The organism is Streptomyces sp. NPDC007095 (assembly GCF_040634475.1).
GTDB lineage: Bacteria > Actinomycetota > Actinomycetes > Streptomycetales > Streptomycetaceae > Streptomyces.
Window position 1 is genome coordinate 1 of record NZ_JBEYFS010000204.1, and the last position, 21,732, is coordinate 21,732.

Consider the following 21,732-nt stretch of genomic DNA (forward strand, 5'->3'; position numbering starts at 1 on the left):
GTACAGCCGCTGGAGGTGGCGGTCTGGTTCGTCGGTGCCGCCGTCCTCCACGACCTGATCCTGCTGCCCCTGTACTCGCTGGCCGACCTGTCGGCGCTCTCCGTACTACGGCATCGCGCTACCGCCGGACCGACGGTGCCGTGGATCAACTACCTGCGCGTCCCCGCCTTCCTGTCCGGTCTGCTCCTGCTGGTCTGGTTCCCCCTCGTCTTCCGACTCGCGGTCCCCTACCCCGGTGACACCGGGCTGTCCTACGACGTCTACCTCGGCCGATGGCTGGCGATCACCGGCGTGCTCTTCGCCGCCTCCGCAGTGGCCTTCGCGATGAGACTGCGCCGCGTGAGGCGGGCCGGCCGCGGCAACGAGAACCGACCCGCCACAGGGCATGGCGCCACACCGTGACGACCGACGAGGACGAGCTGTACGGCGTCGGCGAGGAGCCGCCCGAGCAGCAGGATCAGCAGGGCCCGCCGCAGGGCATGCGAGGTCCCGGCGCCCCCGTACCCGCCGGCATATCGGGCCCGCAGCAGCAGCAGATGGGTGGCCCCATGGGTGGTCCGCCCCAGCTGCCGAGCGGTGCGCGCGCCGGCCCTGCGACCCGGCCGGCTGTGCGGAGAACTCCTGAGCCGGGGAGTCTTCACCCTGGGAGTCGACATCGCGCCTCGCGCGGTCACCCCGACCACCGCCCTGGGCGGGCTCGCACTCTGCCGGTCGGTCTTCGACCGTCTGCCGGCCGGCAGACGGTTCTGCTCACCGACGGCAACGTCGGCATCGGAGGCGACCCTCGCGGCCTGCTGCACATGTCCTTGTTCGCTGCGCGCGCGGCTGCACACTTCGTTCTTGACCGGGAGAGAAACACCAGGTCAGAGAGGTAGTGAATGATGCCCCGGCAGGATTCGAACCTGCGACACCTTTGGAAGTTCTGCCTGGACAGGGTAAGCCGCCTATGGCTTGGGCACGGGCTGCTCCCCCGAGCCTCGGACGATCAGTCGTGTGGGAACGGTGATGGTGCGGGCGCGGGAGCGGTCGCCGTCGAGTCGTGCCAGCGCCGTGGTCGCCGCTGTTCTGCCGAGTTCTTCCGCGTCCTGGGCGACGACGGTCAGGGCCGGTTCGAGTGCCTCGGCCAGCGATACGTCGTCGAAGGCGACGACGGCGACATCCTTGCGCTTGCTGCGGGCCAGTTCGGCGACGATGCCCAGCGCCATGATGTTGTTGCCGGCGAACAGGGCAGTGGGGGGATCGGCCAGGCCGAGGAGTCGGGCGGTCGCGGCCTCGGCGCCCTGCTGGTCGTGGGCGTTGGTGACGAGTGAGCGGTCGTAGGGGATGTCGGCTTCCTGCAGCGCGGAGCGGTAGCCGGCCAGACGTTCACGGCGGGTGTACAGCTTCGGGGGCAGGTCGCCGACGAAGCTGATGCGCCGGTGGCCGTGGGCGATGAGGTGGGCGACGCCGTCGTGGGCTCCGGTGCGGTTGGAGCTGACGATGCTGTCCGTGGCGAGGCCGGCTCCGGGGCGGTCGAGGAAGACGACGGGCAGTCCCGCCGTGCGGTGGGACTTGAGGTGGGAGTGGTCGGCGCCGACGGACGGAACGACGATCAGGATGCTGACCCGCCGGGCGAGGAACTTGTCCGTCAGGGCGCGTTCGCGATCGGGGTCGTCCGCGGAGGAGCCCATGAGCAGGGTCAGTCCGCGGTCGCGGACGGTGTCCTCGATGGCGCGGGCCACGGCTCCGAAGAAAGGGTTGGCGAGGTCGGGAATGACCAGGCCGATGGTGGTGTCCGGGCCGCCGACGCGGATGTTGCGGGCCATCAGGTTCGGCTGGAAGCCGAGCTTGGCCACTGCGGCCAGTACCTGTTCCCTGGTCTGAGCGGAGGCGGGTCCGTCCTCGTTGAGGACTCGGGAGACCGTCTTGGCGCTGACGCCGACTTCGCGGGCGACGTCGGCCAGGGTGGGGCGGCGGTTCGCTGCCATGGAGAAACCGTCTCCTGAGGGCTCTCGGTTCCGGCCGCGGCCTCGGCCGGAAACTGCGAGAGCTGGGTTGTGCTGTCAGGTGGCCTGGACTCCGGCGGCCTTCGCGGCCTTGGAATCCGCTACGACAGTATCTCCGGCCTCGTCGATGCTGAGCGCGCCGGTCATGATGGCGACGACCTCGGCCATGGAGTAGTCGGACGGCTTGATCACGGCAGCGCGCCGGCCCAGCCGGTGGACGTGGATCCGGTCGGCGATCTCGAAGACGTGGGGCATGTTGTGGCTGATCAGAACGACCGGCATGCCCTTGTCGCGAACGCGGCGGATGAGGTCCAGGACCTGACCGGACTCCTTGACGCCGAGGGCTGCGGTGGGCTCGTCCATGACGACGACGCTGCGGGCCCAGGCGACGGAACGGGCGACCGCAACGGCCTGCCGCTGTCCGCCGGAGAGCGTCTCCACCGACTGCGTCAGCGAGCGCAGGCCGATCTTCAGGTCGGCCATGTGCTCGGCGGCCTCCTGTCGCATCCGCTTCTTGTCCAGCATGCGGAAGACACTGCCGAGCACGCCGGGACGGCGGAGCTCACGCCCGAGGAACATGTTCGAGGCGATGTCCATGGAGGCCGCCACGGCGAGATCCTGATAGACCGTCTCGATGCCGTGGGCGCGGGCACTTTGCGGGCCGGAGAAGGTGATGGGCTCCCCGTTGAGGCGTATCTCGCCGGCGTCGGGGACCACCGCGCCGGTGAGGGCCTTGATCAGGCTGGTCTTGCCGGCGCCGTTGTCGCCGATGACGGCGAGGACCTCGCCGGGGAGCAGGTCGAAGTCGGCGCCGTCGATGGCGGTGACGTGGCCGTAGCGCTTGACCAGACCACGGGCCTGCAGAACGGGCGTGGGGGAAGTGGTGGCGGTCATTGGGCCTTCTTCCGGGAGATCTGGTCGACGGTCACCGCGAGGATCACCAGAACACCGGTGATCAGGGTCTGGTAGATGGAGGCGACGCCCATCAGTTGGAGGCCGTTGCGGAAGACGCCGACGATGAGAACGCCGATGAAGGTCCCCAGGACCGATCCGCGTCCGCCGAAGAGACTGGTGCCGCCGAGGACCACGGCGGTGATGCTGTCGAGGTTGTCGGTCTGTCCCGCCTGGGGGTCGCCGACTCCGGTGCGGGAGATGAGCAGCAGGGCGGCGATCCCGTACAGCAGACCCGCCACGGTGTAGGTGCCGATCGTCAGCCGGGAGGTGCGGACACCGTTCAGCCGCGCCGCTTCCTGGCTGTTGCCCAGGGCGTAGACGTGCCGACCCCAGCCGGTGCTGCTCAGCGCGTAGGCGAGCAGGAGGAACAGGGCGATGGTGACCAGGGAGCCGTAGGTGATGTCGGTGTGGCCGAGCGGGAAGGTCTGCCCGAGGGCCGTCAGCGGGCCGGGCAGGTTGGTGACCGTCTGCTCCTCGGAGTAGATGTGGGTCAGCGCGAACGCCACGTTGAGCATGCCGAGGGTGACGATGAACGGCGGCAGCGGGATCTTCTGCACCAGCAGCCCGTTGAGCAGCCCGAAGCCCGCGCAGACCGCTATGCCCAGCGCGATGGCGAGGAGCGGCGGCAGGGAGCCCTCGGCGGCCATCTTGGCGATCATGATGCTGCCGAACGCCATCACGGCTCCGCAGGACAGGTCGATGCCCGCGGTGAGGATGATCAGGGTCTGTCCGATGGCGAGGGTGCCGACGACCATCACCTGCTGCACGATCAGCGAGAAGTTGCCGCCGGTGAGGAACTGGTCGGTCGAGAGGGCGAAGAAGGCGCAGGCGAGAAGAAGGGCGACCAGAGGGCCGGTGGTCGGTGCCGTGAGCAGTCTGCGGGCCGTGGTCGGCGCTTTGAGCTCGGCGTACGGCGTGGTCGTGGCTGTCATGCGAAGTCCTTGTCGGAAGACAGAAGTCCCGGTGGGAGGACAAGGGGGCGGCCGTCCCCGGTCGGGGAGGTGGGGCCGGCCGCCCCGCTGAGGGGTTGGGAAATGGCGGCCAGGGGCGGGTGAGCGGCTCAGCCCCAGCAGTTGTCCAGGCCGTAGACGGTGTCCTTCGACGTGACCCCGTCCTGCGCCTTGTCGGTGATCAGCGTGACGCCGGTGTCGGTGTAACCGGACGCCTTCTTGCCGTCCTTGGCGTACGTCACGACGGCCTTGACGCCCTCGGCGGCCATCTTCAGCGGGTACTGCTGCGAAGTCGCGGCGATCTTGCCGTCCTTGACGGCCTGGGTGCCGGTGCAGCCGCCGTCGACCGAGACGATCAGGACGTCCTTCTCCCGGCCCTTGGCCTTCAGCGCGGTGTACGCACCCAGGGCCGCCGGTTCGTTGATGGTGTAGACGACGTTGATACCGGGCGCCTTCTGCAGGCAGTTCTCCATCGCGGTCTGGCCCTTGGCCTGGTCGCCACCCGTGTCCTGGGCGCACACGACGTCCTTGTCGGTGGCGCCGAAGCCCTTCAGGAATCCGTTGTGCCGCTGGACGCCGACGGAGACACCCGGCGCGAGGTCGAGGGCGGCTATCTTCGCCGTCTTGCCCTTCATGGCGGCCTTGGCGTACTCGCCGATCAGCTGGCCGGCCTTGAGGTTGTCGGTGGCGAAGAGGGCGTCGACCGCGCTCTCCGGCTCGGTCGGGGTGTCCAGGGCGATGACCAGGACACCCTTGGCGCGGGCTTTCTGGATCGCGGGCACGATCGCCTTGGAGTCGCTCGGGGTGATCAGGATGCCCTTCACGCCGGCGGCGACCATGTTCTCGATGGCCGTGACCTGACCTGCGTTGTCCCCGTCGAACTTGCCTGCCGCGGTGGACAGTTGGGCGCCGTTCTCCTTGGCTGCCCTCTCCGCGCCCTCCTTCATCTTCACGAAGAACGGGTTGGTGTCGGTCTTGGTGATCAGACCGACCTTGACGCTGCCCGATCCAGTGCTCGCGGTGCCCGATCCCGATCCGGATCCACAGGCGGTCAGGGCGAGGGCTGCGACACCCGTGCAGGCAGCGGCTCTGAGCAAGGGGGAGGGCAGACGAGAGATGCGTGACATGAACGACTCCTGCGGGATTGCGGGCGAACGGCCGGCATCGGGGCATGCCGTCCCTCGGTGTCATCGTTGACTTATGTCATCGTTGACACTGCTTGGCGAGGATGATGGACTCCGTTCCCCGGCAACGTCAATGCCTTGCGCCCGTCACAAATCGGCAACGTCCGCGGCCGTCGCCCGCCCGAAGCCGTTCACCGGCTGCCCGGGACGTGCTTGTTTCTGTCCGCGCATTCCGAGAGAAGAGCAGCCCATGAGCCCGCGCCAGATCACCGTCCTGGGGGAGTGCGTCGCGGACGCCTTCACCGAACCCTCGAGCGTCCCGGATGAGCTCGCCCTGCGGGTGCTGCCCGGTGGCGGACCTGCGAACACGGCGGTGGCCCTGGCCAGGCTGGGTACCCCGGCCCGCTTCCTGGCACGCCTGTCCGGCGATGTGTTCGGCCGTCTGTTCCGGGCCCATCTCGAGGCGTCCGGCGTGGACCTGTCGTACGCCGTCGCGGCCGCCGAGCCCAGCACGCTGGCTGTTGCCGAACTGGACGCCGAGGGCCAGGCTGCGTTCTCCTTCCACGCGCAGGCCACCGCCGACTGGCAGTGGACCGGTGCGGAGCTGGTCGGCGTCGACCTGGCCGACACCGCCTGTGTGCACACCGGCTCGCTGGCCCTGGTCAAGGAGCCCGGAGCGGCCGTGCTGGAGGACTTCCTGGCTGCCGCCGCGCCTCGGGCCACGATCAGCATCGACCCCAACGTCCGCCCGCTCCTGGTGCACCCCGAGGTCTACCGTGCCCGGCTGGCGCACTGGTGTGCCCTCGCGGATGTACTGCGGCTGAGCGAGGACGATCTGGAACTCCTCCTGCCCGGAACACCGCCCGAGCGGGCGTGCGACATCTGGCATGCCGCCGGTGCGCGGCTCGTCGTGATCACGCGCGGTGCCGACGGCGCCCTGGCCTCACTCGACGGGGAGCGGGTGCGGGTGCCCGCGGTGGCGATGCCGGTCGTCGACACGGTCGGTGCAGGTGACTCTTTCACCGCGGGGCTGCTGCACCACCTCGGCACCCATGGACTCCTCGGCGGCAGGCTGACGGACCTGCGTCTCGGCGATGTCGAGGCAGCCTGCCTGTTCGCCGCGCAGGTCGCGGCCCTGACCTGCTCGGTTGTCGGCCCCAACCCGCCGTGGCCGAACCAGTTGGCGCAGTTCACGACCGTCGGCGGCGCCTGATGGTCTGTCGGCCCGCGCCGGGGCGATCGCGCCCGAACCATTGACGCACTGGCCGGATTGCGCTTCATAATCGGACACTCGATGTCATCGATGACACAAGTCGACGATGGCACCACTGGTCGGCGGCGTGGACGCCGGCCTCGGCCCGGGGCTTTCGGTACGTCCGCGCCGGGGCCGCAGTCACCGCTGCGCGGATGGCCGGGGGACAACCAGACATCCTGAGCCCTGTACGCGTAACCCGGCATGCCCGCATGCGAGGGATCGGCTCGGTGAATCCGGACAAGGCCGTCGCCCGGCACCGCGACTCCGCTCACTGACAAGGACACGAAACCGTGAAGAAGACCCTGCTCGCCGAGTTCACCGCACGAGAGGGAGCGGAGGACGAGGTCGCCCGCCTGATCCGGGACTACGCCCTGAAGGTGCGGGAAGAGGAAGGCAACCTGGCCTTCGACGTCTACACCAAGGCGGCAAACCCGCGCGGATACTGGATCTTCGAGGTCTACCGGGACGAGGACGCCTTCAAGACACACCTGGACGCCCCGTACGGTGCCCCGTTCAACGCCGCCCTCACCCCGCTGATCGAGGAGGACGCCTCCGTACTGACGTTCCTCGATCCGCTGGCCACGCATCCGTAACGGGCGCTGAACACCGGCGGCGACCCGGAGCCGGAGCGCAGAAAGATCGAACTGCCGCTCCAGCTCCAGTCGGCGGGGTTTGTACGCGTGCATGTACCACCGGGTCGTGGAGGTGCCGGAGCGGGCGTGGCGGAACGGCCCGCCGAGCTCTGCTTTGCTGATCAGCCGTGCTCTGCCGCGTCTGGCCGGCGCGGCAGAGCAGGTCAGGGCCTGCGTTCAGCTGATCGCGGCGGCGAAGATGTGCATCCGATGATGTTGGGGAGACCGACGAAGGCGACCTGCTTGCCCTCGGCCGGCGGGACCGTCGTCGCGTAGAGCCTCACGTTGTCGCTCAGCGGCCCCGTGGCTGTGTACAGGTAGGGGGCACCCGGCCCTGGGACAAGCCCCGTGCACGGATGGGGTTCACCTCTGTACAGGTTCGCCGATCCTTGGCTTCCCGATCGTTGGCTTCCCGCTCCTTGCGCTGGGCCACACCGTATGCGGACCACGGACCCTGATGGACTGGGCAGCTGGTGGGGCACGGGCACCTTCTGATCCGTAGCCGTGCCCTGCCCCGTGCCGTCTTCACCTCCGACCTCTTCGCGACCGGAAACGACCGCGACAACCGTGCCGCCGTCCGGGCCGTGCCGACGGAGGAGCCGGACCTGATGGGGCTGGCGGTGCACGGGCCGCGGAACGCGGCGGACAAGGTGCTGAAGGGCGCACGGCTGCATACGTGACTGAATCTGCACAGCGAATGCGCAACTGCGGCACGGGTGCGTTCTGTTGGTGTGGAGTTGTCCTGGTCGGAGCTGCCGTGGCAATAGCTGTCGGTTTCCTGTGCGGGGCTACATGTAGAGAAGCTGCCCTCGATTCGTGTGCATGCGTGCACGGATGAGTAGTCGACTGTTTCAACTGCCTTGCTGGGAGCAGCGACCGACTGGATGCCGGGCACGCTCCGTGATTTGATCCTTTGCGCCGCCGGGATCGCGCCAAGGTGTCCGGAAACGGATGGCGCGCGCCTGCGGTCGCGGCCCACCGGCTATCCCCAGCCTGGCCGCTCCCCCTTGTGGAACATCCATACGAAGGGCAGTTTCATCATGAACTCCGCTCCCCAGGTTCAGACCCTTGAAATCTCTGACGCCGAGCTCGACACCGTCTCCGGCGGCCTGAGCCCGCAGGTCGGCATCGCCGCCGGCCCCACGGCGATCGGCAGCTCGGACCTCGTGGCTCAGTTCGGCGCGGTCAAGGACGGCGTCCTGGACACCGTCGGCCAGTACCACCAGGTCGGCGTCACTGTCTCCCTCTGATCGTCGGATCGCGGGACTTCCTCATCGCGGGATCGCCGATACCGGCAGCCTGACCGCCGATCGGAGTCCACAGCGACAAGCCCCCTACCCGCGGGTCTTCGCTGGTAGGGGGCTTGATCGTCAGGGGCTGCTTCTTCTTGCCCTGGGTCTTGCCGGGGATGTCGGCGGTCTGGGTTTTCACAGCTCAGGGCGGGTCCTGTCTGCGGTTGAGCGGTCGTCATCGGTCGTTGTTGGTCCCTGTTGAGCGACCTCGGACGGCCCAGCCATGGAGTACATGGCCGGCGTCAACCGGAGGAAGCAGCCAGTCACTCCGCGGTAACGCACCCTTCTTTGACCGACCCGTGACGACGGCTGGAGAGCAATCAGCTTGGGAAACTGAGGTGTTCTAGTGCCTGTTGAGGCGCTTACCTGGGCGAACGGTTGGGCTGTGGTCTCGTCGGGCTCGGTTGCTCTCACCGTGGTTCCCCGTTGTTCCCCGCTCGATCGCTTCGAAGATCTGCTCGTCGGCCTGGTCCTGGAGCGTCTGCACATCGGACTCGAACGCGTGTAGCGCCTTGTCCGTCGCCGTCAGCAGTGACTCAGGGAAGAGTTCAGACAAGAAGGCGTCGGCGGTCGTTGTCAGTACAGCCTCGTACTGGGCCGTATTCGGCTGTTTGGCCAACGAAACGAGATGCCGTGCCGGGCGTCGCGAGCTTCAAAGGTCTGCAACCTGTGATCATGGAGCGTTCATTAAAAGTGATCGACGAGGCGCTCCAGGTCGCGGGGCCGGTGTACCGCCGCCGCGGGGCGCTCGCGGTAACGCGCTGTAGGTGATGTGGTGAACTGGTTGACCTCGCTGCCGGCGGTGGTGCTGGTTGTGGGCGGGCTCTTCCTGGCCTTACTGGTCGCGGCCGTGGCGCGGGTCGGCGTCCGGGCGCTCGTACCGGTCGAGGAACGGGATCGGGTGCCGCAGATCGCCACGCCCCTGATGCCGACACTCGGCGCTGCCTTCGCGATCTTTGCGGCACTCACACTGGCCAGCGAGGCCGGCTACCTGCGCGCAGCCGAGGGGTTGGTGAGCGACGAGGCGGCCGCGGCCTCCCGCCTGGCATGGGCGGCGACAAGTCCGCGAGTCCGGTCGGAGCCGATCCATGCGGCACTCCTGGACTACTTGCAGACCACGCGTGCCAGGGAGTGGGAGGCTACAGCAGCGGCATCCGGTGACGACCCAGCCACCGCTCGCGCGATCGCACGGCTGGAGCGGAGTGTGCGCGCCGAGGCGGCCCGGTCCGAGGTGGCAACCCCGTCAGGCACGGAGCTGGTGGTTTCCATGGACGGTGTCACCAGTAGTCGTCGCGCCCGCGTTGCGGCCGCCTCGCGTGACGTTCCCGCGCTCTACGTCGTCACGCTTGTGGTCAGCGGACTGGCCTTGATCGTGAACTCCGGCGCACTGGTGTTCCGCAGCAGCCTGCGAACGTCACTGCTGATCGTAGGTGTTGCGAGTGTGGTCGGGCTGAGCCTGGCGTTGCTCTTCGCACTCAGCGCGCCCTGGAGTGGACCGTTCATCGTCAGTGGGCATCCACTCGACGCCGTCATCGGGGACCTGAAGTCCGGCTTCTTCGACGGCAGGCCGTAGGCGACGGGTGCGATCAGTGGCCGACGACTGGGTCAAGGCGCCGAAGGACGCAGGCGTCACGGCCGAGCTGCACTTCCACGACCTGAGGCATACGGGCAACACGCCGGCCTCCGCGGCCGGGGCCGGCGCGCGGGAGCTGATGACGCGGATGGGCCACAGCAGCTCGCGGGCCGCGCTGATCTATCAGCACATGACCAGTGACCGTGATCGGGCCATCGTCGACCGCCTCGGCGCGATGATCCGCGGCGACGGGGGAGACCCCTCGGACAGCGGCGACAAGGGCTCCGCACGGACGTAGTGGCACGCGTGTGGCACGGCGCCGGAAACGGTGAAGGGCCAGCTTGGGAGGTGAATCCTCCTGAGCTGGCCCTTCTCTCTGTGCCCCCGGCAGGATTCGAACCTGCGACACCCGCGTTAGGAGTTTTCTCTGGATAAGCATTTGACCTGCGGGAACGCCGACTGCTGGGTGTCTGGCCCGGGAAACACCCCTCCGTGGTTCTCAGGTGTTCGCGGGGTTTCCCGGCCTGATGTGAGCTGAATCCGTTCTGGCCGGAAGTTGCTCACTCTGCGTCGGCGACGACGGAACCGACGCGTTCGGCCAGGCTCGGGTCGCGGCGGACCAGGAGCGTTGCGTAGCTGATGGCGGCGAGCAGGGTGGCCAGTGCCGCGTAGGGAAACCAGTTGTACGGCGCGGGCTGTCCGGGCTTGGCCAGGTAGTAGAGCGGAACCAGGATGGCCAGGGCGCCGATCGCGGGCAGCACCAGGTGCCGGATCGTCCGGAACTCCTGCGGACGGTACCTGCGGTAGTACAGCGGCAGGGCGATGTTGGACGCGAGGTAGACCAGCAGGATCAGGATGGCGCCCAGGCTCGAGGACTCCGTGAAGAAGACCACGGGGTTCATCGAACCGCCGTCGGACCCGAGGACATGGCCCAGGCCCCAGCCTCCGATGATCAGCAGTGCGGTGGCGGTGAAGGTGACGATTGCGTTGGTCGGTGTGCGGCGGGTGGGGTGCACGTACCCGAAGAAGGACGGGAGCAGCCCTTCGCGGCCCGCGTTGAACACCATGCGGGCCTGGGAGTTGATGCCCGCGATCAGTACGCCGAGGGTGGAGGTCAAGCCCCCGACGTAGGCGACGAACGCCAGCGCTCCGAGTGTGTCGTGGGCGACGGCGATGAAGGGAATGCGGGCGTCGCCGAGCCTGGCCACGTCGTAGTCGAAGCCGGTCACCGTGGCGTAGGAGAAGAGGATGTAGCTCACGGTCATGATCGCGATGGAGAAGAACACGGCGCGGCCGACGTTGCGCCGCGGGTTCTCCGTCTCCTCGGCCAGCGCCGCCGAGTTCTCCCAGCCGACGAACAGGTACACCGCCAGTGGGAATCCGGCTGCCAGGCCGCTGAGGCCGTGGCGGATGTGGCTGGGCAGGAACGGGTCGGCGGAGAGGTGGCCGCGGTGTTCGACGATCGCCGCGATCGAGACCACGACCAGCACCAGCATCTCCACGGCGAAGAAGTAGCCGGCCCACTTGGTGGAGACCACCACCCCGCGCAGCATCAGTACCACCGACAGTCCGGTCAGCAGCAGCGTCCAGATGATCCACGGCAGGTCGACGCCGGTGTAGTGGTGCAGGGTGATCTGTACGAACCCGCCAGAGATCGCGATGACGGAGGCCATTGCGATGATGTAGCCCAGCCCGGCGAGCAGGGCCGTGGTCACCGCGCTGACCGGCCCGAAGGTCTTGCCGACGAAGGTGATGAAACTGCCCGCCGAGGGGTGCGCCCGGGAGAACTCGGCGAGCGTGTTGCCGAGCAGTGCGACCGCGATGCCTGCGGCGGTGATGGTCAGCGGGGAAGCGATACCTGCAGTGGTGGCGAGGAAGGCGAAGCCGAAGAAGAAGCTCATGGCCGGGCCGACGTTGGCCATCGTGGCGGCGGCGATGTCCGCCATGCCGAGAACGCCACCGCGCAGGCGCTGGGGCGTGCTGTCGGCGGGGCCCGACGTCGACGACGGGCCGACGGCTCCGGGGTCAGACATGGCGGCAGTTCCTTCCGCGGTGTGGCGGGGCGAGCGGCGCGCGTTGCCGGTGCTCGGGTCGGCGCGACCGGGCGTCAGCTCGGGCGGGCATGCTGGTGTTGCTTCACAGCCCGCACGGCCGGGTCCATCGCGCCGCGGCCGAGCTCGGCGAGCAGTTCGGCGTGGCAGCGGTTCTGTGCCCGTACCACCGCGGGCGTCGGAGCGGGCAGCAGCAGGCACAGGCGACCGAGCAGGTCGCCCGCGAACTCGCGGATTCCGGGGCCGCCGAGCGCTTCCGCGAGGTCGAGATGGAAGCGTGCCTCCAGTTCGAGCAGTCTTGCCGGGTCATCGGCCAGGTCCATCTCGTCGACGAGCGTCCGCAGCCCTTCGAGCCGGTCGGCCGGGAGCTCGCCCGCACTGTGCGCCACCAGGCCGCATTCGAGCAGCAGGTGGAACGCGTTCAGTGAGGCCGCCTCGTCGGCGTCGTGCATCAGGGCGACGACCGTATCCCAGCCCGGCGCGACGAAGGTGCCGCCCGCCCGGCCTCGTCGGCGGTCGAGCAAGCCGTCCTGGCACATCCCCTCCAGCGCGCGGCGCACGGTGATCTCACTGATCCCCAGCTCCTCGGCGAGGACGCCGGCGTCCGGCAGCCGGTCGCCCGGTGACACGGACTTCAGCCGCACCTGCAGGGCGATCCGTGATCGGACGAGTTCGGAACCGGTCTGGCCCCTGCCGGACAGGAGAGGGGCGTTCCGCATCCCGGCGACCGGCGCCGGCCGTGCCTGGCCCGGCTGGTCGTAGGGCCCGAACTTGCCCGCTGCATTCACCACGACGTCACCCTAACGGCCTGCTGAGCGGGGTCATGGCGGGCGGCGGCGCCGTGCGCAGCGGAGGTTCTCGCGACCACGCCGCGGTGTGTTGTGCATGAGGGCTCCCACGGGGGCCGGAACACAGGGGACGACGCGACAGCCACCACAGACAGGGCGGCTCCGCGCTGCACGAAAAATAGAGCAAGGTGAACACTTATACAAGTCTTGTTCTTTTCGATCGTCGTGAACTAATTTCCCGGTCACGACGCTCGTCCCCCTTCGGCGAAGCTGCGCGGTCACCCCCGCCCCGGCTCGCCGACGCATGTCCTCTTCCGCACCCCCTCCCTGGATGTCGAGATGACTACACGTCCCCCTCTTTCCGCCGCAGACCCCGTGACCACCGCCGAAAGCGCCCCGGCAGGATCCTCCGGCCTGCAGGCCGGACTGAAGAACCGCCACCTGTCGATGATCGCGATCGGCGGTGTCATCGGCGCGGGCCTCTTCGTCGGCTCCGGCGCCGGCATCGCCGCCGCGGGCCCCGGCATCCTCGTCTCCTACGCGCTCGTCGGAGTCCTCGTCATCCTCGTCATGCGCATGCTCGGCGAGATGGCCGCCGCCAACCCCACGTCCGGCTCGTTCTCCGCCTACGCGGACCGCGCGCTGGGCCGCTGGGCCGGATTCACCATCGGCTGGCTGTACTGGTTCTTCTGGGTCGTGGTGCTCGCGGTCGAGGCGACAGCAGGCGCCAAGATCCTGGCCGGCTGGATCCCGGCGGTCCCGCAGTGGGGCTGGGCCCTGATCGTCATGGTCGTGCTCACCGCCAGCAACCTGGCCTCGGTCAGCTCCTACGGCGAGTTCGAGTTCTGGTTCGCCGGCATCAAGGTCGTCGCCATCGCCGCGTTCATCGTGGTCGGCGCCCTCGCGATCTTCGGGCTGCTGCCCGGCTCGGACCACCCGGCGTCCGGCTTCTCCAACCTGACCGCGCACGGCGGGTTCCTGCCGCACGGGCCGGGGGCGATCCTCACCGGCGTCCTCATGGTGGTCTTCTCCTTCATGGGCAGTGAGATCGTCACGCTCGCGGCCGGTGAGTCCCAGGACCCGCAGGGTGCGGTCACCAAGGCGACCAACAGCGTGATCTGGCGGATCGCGGTGTTCTACCTCGGGTCGATCCTGATCGTGGTGTCTCTGCTGCGCTGGGACGACCCGGCGATCCTCAAGGACGGCTCGTACGTCGCCGCGCTGAGCTCCATCGGCATCCCGCACGCCGCCCAGATCATGAACGCGATCGTGCTGACCTCCGTGCTGTCCTGCCTCAACTCCGGTCTGTACACCGCCTCGCGCATGGCGTTCTCCCTCGGCGGGCGCAGTGACGCCCCGGCCGCCCTCGGCCGCACCACGGGCCGCGGCGTGCCGCAGTCGGCCATCCTGGCCTCGGTGGTCTTCGGCTTCGTCGCGGTCGGCTTCAACTACCTCTGGCCGGACACCGTCTTCCAGTTCCTGCTCAACTCCTCCGGCGCGATCGCCCTGTTCGTCTGGCTGGTGATCTGCTTCTCCCAGCTGCGGATGCGCAAGATCATCCAGCGGGAGGCGCCGGAGAAGCTGATCGTCAAGATGTGGCTCTACCCCTACCTGACGTGGGCCACCATCGCCCTGATCACGTTCGTGCTGGGCTACATGCTGACCGACACGGCCGCGGGCGGCGGCCGCGACCAGGTGGTCCTGTCCACCCTGGTGGCCATGGGCGTGGTGGCCGTCGCGCTGGTCCGCGGGCGCCTGGGCCGGAACAGGAGGCGCAGCGCGGTAACCCCGTCGTAGGGGCCGGCCCGCGGTCGGTCCGCAAGGCGTACGTCGTCCTCAGTCACGTCCTCGGCGGTGCGGTCCAGTCCCGTTGCCTGGCGGTCAATCCTGCCGTCGGCGTGCCTCTGCCACGGACACGTCTTCGTCGGGCCGCAGGGCGGGCAGCCTGACCGGCGACCGTGACCGGACCGTCGCCGATCGTCTCGAGCAGGACGAAGGGCCGGCCCGGGAGGGAAACCCCTCCTGAGCCGGCCCCCGGTCTTTTGCCCATTGCAGGATTCGAACATGCGACACCCGCTTCAGAAGTTCGATCAGCGCTCGGTCCGGCCGCGGTGTCCTGCGGTGGCGTAGTCCGTGCCCAGGAATGCAGGTGCGCCGGAGTCCGGTGCCGTTGATGTCATTCGTGGATGTCAGCCTGGGCCAGCGCTTCTTGCGTATCTTGCGCTTCATCGCCTTGGCTTCCTTGTCCTTGCGCGAGCCACGCCGCACGTCGACCACGGCCCCTGGTGCGCCGGGCAGCGGCCGGTGCCTGGCACCACCTGTCTTGTCATCCGCGGTCACAGTCTCTCGGCCCGCGGTGTGAGGGCGGCGCAACTGAATTTCCCACGCGGCCTAACAGGTCGGAAACCGGCCGCTACGGCGGTCGGACTAACTTCGTGACATGAGGGTGCGGACGCCAGTAAGGCTGGCGCTGGGCAGGTTTGGCGCAATCGGCAAGAGCCGTTTAGGCAAGGGCGGTTCGGGGCGCCGCCGCAGTCGCCGAACGCCTCCCGGCCGTCGGCCGATGCCTGGCTGGCGCAGCGTCAGGGGCCGGGTGGCGGTGGTCATCACGGTCCCGATCTGCCTGCTGCTGGCGGTGGCCGGTCTCGCCGTGCACGGCCGTGCCGTGGCCTTCGGTGACGCCCGGACGACCCGTTCCGAGGTTGGCCTCAGTCTGCGAATCCAGGCCCTGGTGCACCAGCTGCAACGCGAACGCGGCCTGACGAACGGTCTGTTGGGAGGTGAGGAGGAGTTCCGCCCACCACTCGCCGCTACTCGCAAGCGCGTTGACACGGCGCTGCGCGGAATGCGCCGCGAAAGCGCTGTCGAGGATGTCATCCATCGGCACTTGCAGCGCCTTTCCGGCATCCGGGCCGCCACCGACAGGGGCAGCGCCGACACGGGCAGCGCAGACCGGGCCGCGACCCTGAACTTCTACACCACCGCCGTCGAAGCCCTCAACGCCGTCGATCCGGTAGCGGAGACCGCGACTGGCTCTGACCGTCAACTGCGCGACGGGCTCGCGGCGTTGCGGGAACTGGCCGCAGCCAAGGAGTCAGTCGCTCTCGAACGCGGCCTCCTCAATGGCGTGTTCGCCGAAGGCAGGTTTCACGGCCGTGAGTACCTCACGGTCACCGAGGTACGTGCCACGCGCGTCGCAGCCCTCGCCCGTTTCCGGCAGATCGCCACCGCACGCCGGCGCGCGGCCCTGAAGAACGCCTTCAGCACCGAGGACGCCGAACGCGCCACCGTCTACGAGAACCGGGCGGAAGGCGCCGCCGACGGCTCCGCGCTGCACGCCGACGCCAGCGCCTGGTGGGATGCGATGACCGTACTCGTCGACGATCTGTACGCCGTCCAGCAGTCGGTCGGTGACGACGCGAGGGACCGGGCCGACCGGCTCAGCCACGACGCCGGGATCGGCCTCGCCGCCTATCTCGTCGCGGGAGCGCTCATGGCCGTCCTCGTCGCGTCCCTCGCCGCCTTTGCCTCCCGTTCCCTCACGCGCCCGCTGGGCGCGCTCGCCGAGGCCGCTCACGACGTGGCGCGGCACCGGCTGCCCGCGACCGTCGCCCGTATCCAGCAGTCCCCGCAGGACCATGCTGAGCTCCTCACGCCGGCGGGCGCGCCGGACGACCCCGATTCATGGCTGCTGGGCGGCGCGGCGGAGATCGCCGAGGTCGCGGCGTCCCTGCACCAGGTGGAACACACCGCCCTCCACCTGGCCGCCCAGCAGGCCGCCCTGCGCCGTAACACCACCGAATCGCTCGCCAATCTCGGCCGCCGCAACCAGAACCTCGTGCGTCGTCAGCTCAGCCTCATCACCCTGCTGGAACGGCAAGAACTTGACCCGGACGCCCTCGCCGAGCTCTTCGAGCTCGACCACCTCGCCACCCGTATGCGGCGCAACGCCGAAAACCTGCTGGTCCTGGCCGGACAGAATCCGCCGCGGCCTACGGCAGCACCCGCCGACGGCCTGGAAGTCGTCCAGTCCGCCGTCGCCGAGGTGGAGCAGTACCGGCGGGTCCTGATCGCCACCGTGGAGCCGGTGCGGGTGCGCGGACACGCCGTCGCCGATGTCGCCCACCTCCTCGCAGAACTCATCGAGAACGGGCTGACTTTCTCGCCACCGACCGAACCGGTCGAGGTGCACGGCTGGTACGACACCGAGGACGACTCGTACTGCTTCGCCGTCGTCGACCACGGCGTCGGCATGTCCGAAGCCGACAAGGAACGTGCCCACGCCCGCTTCTCCGGCTCCGGGGAGGAAGCCCTCCTCGCCGCGCCCACCCGGTTCCTCGGCCACCTCGTCGTCGGCCGGCTCGCCCACCGCCTCGGTGAAGGCACCCAAGTCCACCTCTTCGACACCACCGGCGGCGGCCTGTCCGCACTCCTTGCCCTCCCCGGGCGTCTGCTCGCCCCCGTGGAGGCCTCCGCCGCCTCACCCCCGCCCGCCAGGCCCGCTGTCTCCTCCCTGCTCAACGGCTTCCGAGCAGGTGTCGCCCGTGCCGAGGCCCGAAGCACACAAGGAGCGTCATCGTGACCACCGCCATCCAGAATTTCGGCTGGCTCATCTCGGAGTTCGTACGCACCGCCGACGGCGTCACCGATGCCGTCGCCGTCTCCTCCGACGGCCTGCTCATGGCCGCCTCGGACAGCCTCGGCCGAGATCGCGCCGACCACCTCGCCGCCGTCGTCTCCGGCATCACCAGCCTCGCGCAGAACGCGGCCACGGCACACGGGTTCCGCGGCATGAAGCTCGTCATGATCGAAATGCTCGGGGGCTTCCTCATGGTGGGGCGCATCCGCGATGGCAGCTGCCTCGGTGTCCTCGCCGCCGACGGGTGCGACGTCGGCCTGGTCGGCTATGAGATGGCCATCCTCGCCGACCGCGCCGGAGAACTGCTCACCCCGCAGTTGGTACGCGAACTCCACTCCGCTCCACTGGCCGCGGGATAGTTGCGGCGCGCTCCGGCTACCTGCGTCTCAGGATCCTGCATCCGCGACAGATCCCCACCGTCCGCGCGTGTACCGCATGTGTGCAATACGAGATGTGTGCTACGAGCGCAGGGGCCCTCCCGTCCGCTGGACAGAAGGGCCCCTGGCCCGGTGCTTCTCTGTGCCCCCGGCAGGATTCGAACCTGCGACAACCGCTTCAGGAGTTTTATCTGGGCGGGGCTGTGACCTGCGGAAACTTCGACGTTGAGGTGTCTGACCTGGGGAAACACTCCTCCGTAGTTCTCACGTGTTCACGGCGCTTCCCGGCCTCATGTGTGCTGAGTCCGTGCCGGCGGGCCCTTCCCCGACAAGTGCTTGGCGGCCAGGTCGTCGGCAGGGGAGTCGATGGCATCGTGAACCACGAACTGGTTGGGGAGTCGTTCGAGGGTGTCAGGGGCTCGACGGGTCCCGGAGTGCTCAGGTATCGAGGGCCCGGACGGGCGAACGGATGTGGAAGGATCGGGTCCGTGAATGTGCTTCCCCCGTCCGGTGCGGGTGCGGCAGGCGGTGGTGAACTGCGGCGTGTTCTGGAGCGCTTCGACGTCGGCGTCGTGGTGCGCCGGATGGAGGACGGGTTCGGCCGGTTGCCGGCGTACACCGGGTTCGAGTGGCCGGTGGACCGGACGGCCGTGGTGCGCTGGAACGTCGACCTCGTACTGCGCTGGATGGTCAACGGGATCCCGCCGGACAGTTACCTCCGTTCCGAACTGCACGAGTTCCTGCGCGCCCGAGCTGTCGCCGGCCAGCCGATCGAGGACAGCATCCTGGTCTACCGCCGTGGTGCGCGGATGTTCTGGGAAGCACTGCTTGACCTGGCGGGTGACGAGGACCGGGCGGTGCTCGTCACGGAGTGGGACACGGTCTGGGGCTGTCTGGAGGACTACCTCGACCTGGTGGTGGACGTGTTCGCGCGGGCCTACGCCGACCAGCAGGACGCGCCGTCCACGGCCGGAGACCGGCGCGCCCGAGCCTTGTTCGACCGGTTGTGCGCGCGGCTGCCGGTCACGATCGAGGACCGGGACCGGGACCGGGCCGCCCGGCTCGGGTTCGATCTGACGGAACCGTACCGTCCGTTCGCCGCCCGGCTGGCCGGGGCCACGGTCGCCTCGCACGCCGATCTCGCGTCGCGGCTGCGCACGGCAGGGGCGCTCGCGTTCACCGAGGGGGTCCGGGTGACCGGGCTGACACCGTCCGGGTTCGGCTGGGAGGCGTTTCTCGAAGACCCGCGGCTGATCCTGGCCCAGGACCCGCCACTCGCCCGCGACCGGCTCGGCGGTCGACGGCCTGCGCGCGTTGCTCGCGATCGCGGCCCGGTCCGGACGCCGGGGCCGGGTACGTGCCGACGACTACCTGCCCGAACTGCTGCTGGCCGACTCCCCGGAAGCCTCCGAACGGATCGTCCGGCGGGTCTTCGGTCCGCTGGAGCGGGCCGAAGCCGTGGATCTGGCGGACACTCTGCGGTGCCTCGCCGTCCACGGCTTCGACAGCACTGCGGCAGCGGCCGCGCTGCCGGTGCACCGCAACACGCTGCTGTACCGGATGGGCCGGATCGAGAAGCTGACCGGTCTGTCGCTCAAGGACCAGCGGGACCGCACCCTCGTGCTGCTCGCCGTCACCTGGGAGACCGTCGCCCCGGCCCTGCAGTCGGCCTCGGGGTGGCCGGACGCCTTCGACTAGTTGTATGAGGGCTCGACGTCAGTGACGCTCTCGCGGAGGCGTGCTGCTGGCGGCTTTCCGGCGGCAGCACTATGCGGCCGATGGTAGTTGTAGTGGATGTTCCACACTGCGATCGCGGCTGACCGGGCGCCCTCGCTGGTGAACTCGCGGAAGCCGCCAGCGATTTACCCACTTGCCGGCGCATGCGCGGGAGATGCCCATCTCAGCGGCGACGTGGGCGATGGGACGTGTCCGGCACCACTTCACGAGCCGCCTACGGCCCTCGACGCTCAGGGGCGCATTCGCGTGGGGCACTCGTCGTTCTCTCAAAGTCAGACGACGGCAGGCGCAACACCTGCGGTGGGCGCCTGCCGCATTGTGGCCTTTCAGTCCTGCGGTGCGACGCGGATACGGTTCCCGTCAGGATCGGCTGCGAGGAAGGTCAGCCCGAACCCCGCATCATGAGGCTCGTGCAGGATCGTGACGCCCTTGTACTGCCACTGCTTGAAGATCGCGTTGAGCTCGTCGGGTCCACCGTCGATGGCCAGGCAAACCTCACTGGTACGCGGGACGTCCGGTGACAGATCCTCGAACTGGCCAGACCACAGAGCGAGGTCAGCGCCCGGTCCGAGGTCGAAGGTGATGTATCCCGGAGTCTCGAACGAGGGGCTCATGTCGAGGAGGTCGCCGTAGAAACGAGCTGCGGCGGGAGCGTCGTTCACATAGACGATGGACACGACGGATGTGGTCATGATTGTCCTTCTCACAGGTCGTAGGTACGCATCCACCAGCCTGACCGGGATATGCGCCGCATCGTGTCGCAATTCCTGAAAACTTGGCGTGTGACCCCAGACCGCTTCTTCTCCCTGATGCTGCTCCTCGGATCGAGGGATGCCGTGACCACACAGGAACTTGCCTCGGCGCTCGGGGTGTCCCTTCGAACCATCACCCGGGACCTGAACTGGCTCCGCGACGCCGGACTGCCGGTGACCGCACAACGGGGCCGCCTCGGAGGCGTGACCATGCTGCCCGGGTCCGGGCTCGACCTCACGCGACTCACGCCGGGCGAGCGTGATCATCTGTCGCTCACCGGGCTGGACGAGAGGCAACGTGCGGAGCTCAACGCATCGGCCGAAAGCCGGCGCGCGCTCTCCAAGATCATGGCTACACAGTCACGTCGAGGTCATGAGCTCCTGCCGCTCACCGACGTAGTGCATGTGGACAGCCGTCCCTGGCTCCAGGCACGAGCTTCCGGCACGACTCCGGCTTCGCTGATCGGCCCAGTGCGGCGAGGCCGCCGGCTTCGGATCGAGTACGACAGCCCACACGAGCCATGCCCGCGCGACCTCGTCGTGGATCCCTACGGGCTGTTGGCCAAGGCCGGCATCTGGTATCTCGTCGCCGACTGTGCCCGAGCGCCACGGATGTACCGACTCCAACGGATCACGACGTGGAAAGAAGTCGACCAGCCACGACGGATCCGCGAGAACCAGACCCTGGCCACCGTCGCTGCAGCGCTCATTGATCAGTGGGAACACAAGCACGCGATAGAGGTCAGCGCCACCATCGACCAGACCCAGATCGAGCGAGCGCAACGGATCTTTGGCCAACGACTCGTCCGGGACGACCATGAAGACTCCGCCGCCGGCTACAAGGTAACGATCCGCTTCCTGCGTCTGGAGGACGTGCGAGCATTACTGCCGTTCGGGAGCGCCATCACTGTGCACGGCCCCATCGAAGCCAGGGCTCACCTCCGCGACCTCGCCACCAACCTTGCCCACCACTATGCGCCGTCAGCAACGTCCTGACCCGCAACAACTAGACCAGGTCCCGTCTCTCCGCGGGGGACCCGTCCAGGAAGGCCGACCGGTCGAAGTGAGCCGGCCGCTGATCAGTGCGGCGTTCCGAGTCGCAGAACCCGCCGTGGCGCGACCGGTTCAGGACCGCGACCGAAGCCGGAGGCCGCGCGGAGGACTGACCCCGCGGAGGATGGAGTTCTCGGGTTGCACTCGCGGGAAGTTTACGGGCCTTGAGGCGCTTGACCTTCTGCTCGGCATCCGCGAGCGAGGCATCAGCCAGAGCGAGGGCGGGTCGGCGGCCAGATGCCTCGTCGATCTTCCGCTCAAGTCGAGCGGTTGCCGAGTGGAGTTGCTCGAATCTTCGGCACCTCTCACACACGAGGCCGCCGGATCTCTGGAGCCGAAAGAGGAATTGGTGGCAGGTGCCGCAGGGGGATGAGAGCGCGAAGAGCGCCAGGGGGACTCTGTTGCCGGAGTCTGGAATCTGCCCGCCCGTTTGGCGGACATGGCGGACTTTGTTGTGCATTGGCACGGACCCCGTTCTAGTGCCGCAACAGGCAACGTTCGCCCCGTCGCGACGCCCGGCACGCACTCTCGCCGCACCGGCCGAAAGCCCAAGTACGTCCAGTACGAGGA

General features: G+C 68.6%; 18 protein-coding genes and 4 pseudogenes. 13 read left to right on the forward strand and 9 right to left on the reverse strand.

The features are described from left to right. Both ABZ656_RS44620 and ABZ656_RS44625 read left to right on the forward strand, forming a co-directional pair. Positions 1-402 (forward strand): hypothetical protein (locus tag ABZ656_RS44620; RefSeq protein ID WP_360276489.1); only part of this gene is annotated, 402 nt, incomplete at its 5' end. 195 nt (positions 403-597) lie between these two features. Next, positions 598-797: pseudogene (locus tag ABZ656_RS44625) on the forward strand (SAM-dependent methyltransferase); the annotation flags it as partial. Positions 798-944: 147 nt separating this feature from the next. Here ABZ656_RS44625 and ABZ656_RS44630 read toward each other — a convergent pair. The 4 genes from ABZ656_RS44630 to ABZ656_RS44645 form a co-directional block, all read right to left on the reverse strand. Then, complete coding sequence (locus ABZ656_RS44630) at positions 945-1,967, reverse strand: LacI family DNA-binding transcriptional regulator (protein WP_101404507.1); 1,023 nt, start codon at positions 1,965-1,967, stop codon at positions 945-947. Between the two features lie 75 nt (positions 1,968-2,042). Then, positions 2,043-2,879, reverse strand: a complete 837-nt coding sequence (locus ABZ656_RS44635) for an ATP-binding cassette domain-containing protein (protein WP_101404508.1) — start codon at positions 2,877-2,879, stop codon at positions 2,043-2,045. Then, positions 2,876-3,871 carry an ABC transporter permease gene (locus ABZ656_RS44640; protein WP_101404509.1) on the reverse strand — a complete coding sequence of 332 codons (996 nt, stop codon included), beginning with the start codon at positions 3,869-3,871 and terminating at the stop codon, positions 2,876-2,878. The genes ABZ656_RS44635 and ABZ656_RS44640 overlap by 4 nt, the downstream gene beginning before the upstream one ends. 128 nt (positions 3,872-3,999) lie before the next feature. Next, the gene (locus ABZ656_RS44645; protein ID WP_360276494.1) at positions 4,000-5,016 is read right to left on the reverse strand and encodes a sugar ABC transporter substrate-binding protein; all 1,017 of its coding nucleotides are present in this window, start codon (positions 5,014-5,016) and stop codon (positions 4,000-4,002) included. Between the two features lie 247 nt (positions 5,017-5,263). On the opposite strand from ABZ656_RS44645, the gene ABZ656_RS44650 reads away from it, so the two are divergent. The 4 genes and pseudogenes from ABZ656_RS44650 to ABZ656_RS44665 all read left to right on the forward strand — a co-directional run bounded on the left by ABZ656_RS44650 (position 5,264) and on the right by ABZ656_RS44665 (position 8,150). Further along, positions 5,264-6,226, forward strand: a complete 963-nt coding sequence (locus tag ABZ656_RS44650) for a carbohydrate kinase (protein WP_101404511.1) — start codon at positions 5,264-5,266, stop codon at positions 6,224-6,226. A gap of 332 nt (positions 6,227-6,558) precedes the next feature. Next, a complete protein-coding gene (locus ABZ656_RS44655; RefSeq protein WP_101404512.1) occupies positions 6,559-6,861 on the forward strand; it encodes a putative quinol monooxygenase in 303 nt (100 codons plus the stop codon). A 539-nt stretch (positions 6,862-7,400) separates the two neighbouring features. Next, positions 7,401-7,580, forward strand: a pseudogene (locus ABZ656_RS44660) (DUF2000 family protein); the annotation flags it as partial. A gap of 360 nt (positions 7,581-7,940) precedes the next feature. Next, positions 7,941-8,150: a hypothetical protein gene (locus tag ABZ656_RS44665; RefSeq protein WP_101404513.1), complete on the forward strand. Its 210-nt coding sequence runs from the start codon at positions 7,941-7,943 to the stop codon at positions 8,148-8,150. Here the strand turns inward: ABZ656_RS44665 and ABZ656_RS44670 are convergent. Beyond that, positions 8,134-8,331, reverse strand: coding sequence for a hypothetical protein (locus ABZ656_RS44670; protein ID WP_360276499.1), 198 nt, complete (start codon positions 8,329-8,331; stop codon positions 8,134-8,136). The two genes, ABZ656_RS44665 and ABZ656_RS44670, sit on opposite strands and share 17 nt — an antisense overlap. Positions 8,332-8,967: 636 nt before the next feature. On the opposite strand from ABZ656_RS44670, the gene ABZ656_RS44675 reads away from it, so the two are divergent. After that, positions 8,968-9,765 (forward strand): hypothetical protein, encoded by a 798-nt coding sequence (locus ABZ656_RS44675; protein WP_180362454.1) that lies wholly within the window; start codon positions 8,968-8,970, stop codon positions 9,763-9,765. A gap of 22 nt (positions 9,766-9,787) precedes the next feature. After that, positions 9,788-10,063: pseudogene (locus tag ABZ656_RS44680) on the forward strand (tyrosine-type recombinase/integrase); the annotation flags it as partial. 262 nt (positions 10,064-10,325) lie between these two features. Here the strand turns inward: ABZ656_RS44680 and ABZ656_RS44685 are convergent. Both ABZ656_RS44685 and ABZ656_RS44690 read right to left on the reverse strand, forming a co-directional pair. After that, a complete protein-coding gene (locus ABZ656_RS44685) occupies positions 10,326-11,798 on the reverse strand; it encodes an APC family permease (RefSeq protein WP_360276502.1) in 1,473 nt (490 codons plus the stop codon). Between the two features lie 74 nt (positions 11,799-11,872). Continuing rightward, the gene (locus ABZ656_RS44690; RefSeq protein ID WP_101404516.1) at positions 11,873-12,607 is read right to left on the reverse strand and encodes an FCD domain-containing protein; all 735 of its coding nucleotides are present in this window, start codon (positions 12,605-12,607) and stop codon (positions 11,873-11,875) included. Between the two features lie 336 nt (positions 12,608-12,943). On the opposite strand from ABZ656_RS44690, the gene ABZ656_RS44695 reads away from it, so the two are divergent. The 4 genes from ABZ656_RS44695 (at position 12,944) to ABZ656_RS44710 (ending at position 19,318) form a co-directional block, all read left to right on the forward strand. Then, positions 12,944-14,401, forward strand: coding sequence for an amino acid permease (locus ABZ656_RS44695; RefSeq protein WP_360276506.1), 1,458 nt, complete (start codon positions 12,944-12,946; stop codon positions 14,399-14,401). Positions 14,402-15,167: 766 nt separating this feature from the next. Further along, positions 15,168-17,186, forward strand: coding sequence for a nitrate- and nitrite sensing domain-containing protein (locus ABZ656_RS44700; RefSeq protein ID WP_360276509.1), 2,019 nt, complete (start codon positions 15,168-15,170; stop codon positions 17,184-17,186). Next, complete coding sequence (locus ABZ656_RS44705; RefSeq protein ID WP_101404519.1) at positions 17,183-17,602, forward strand: roadblock/LC7 domain-containing protein; 420 nt, start codon at positions 17,183-17,185, stop codon at positions 17,600-17,602. Before ABZ656_RS44700 ends, ABZ656_RS44705 begins: the two co-directional genes overlap by 4 nt. Positions 17,603-18,934: 1,332 nt before the next feature. Then, complete coding sequence (locus ABZ656_RS44710; RefSeq protein ID WP_180362456.1) at positions 18,935-19,318, forward strand: helix-turn-helix domain-containing protein; 384 nt, start codon at positions 18,935-18,937, stop codon at positions 19,316-19,318. A gap of 153 nt (positions 19,319-19,471) precedes the next feature. Here ABZ656_RS44710 and ABZ656_RS44715 read toward each other — a convergent pair. Continuing rightward, positions 19,472-19,612 (reverse strand): annotated as a pseudogene (locus ABZ656_RS44715) (leucine zipper domain-containing protein); the annotation flags it as partial. A 71-nt stretch (positions 19,613-19,683) separates the two neighbouring features. Further along, the gene (locus tag ABZ656_RS44720; RefSeq protein ID WP_101404522.1) at positions 19,684-20,049 is read right to left on the reverse strand and encodes a VOC family protein; all 366 of its coding nucleotides are present in this window, start codon (positions 20,047-20,049) and stop codon (positions 19,684-19,686) included. 90 nt (positions 20,050-20,139) lie between these two features. Here ABZ656_RS44720 and ABZ656_RS44725 point away from each other — a divergent pair, with 90 nt between their 5' ends. Beyond that, positions 20,140-21,105 (forward strand): WYL domain-containing protein, encoded by a 966-nt coding sequence (locus ABZ656_RS44725; protein ID WP_101404523.1) that lies wholly within the window; start codon positions 20,140-20,142, stop codon positions 21,103-21,105. Positions 21,106-21,732 lie beyond the last annotated feature (627 nt).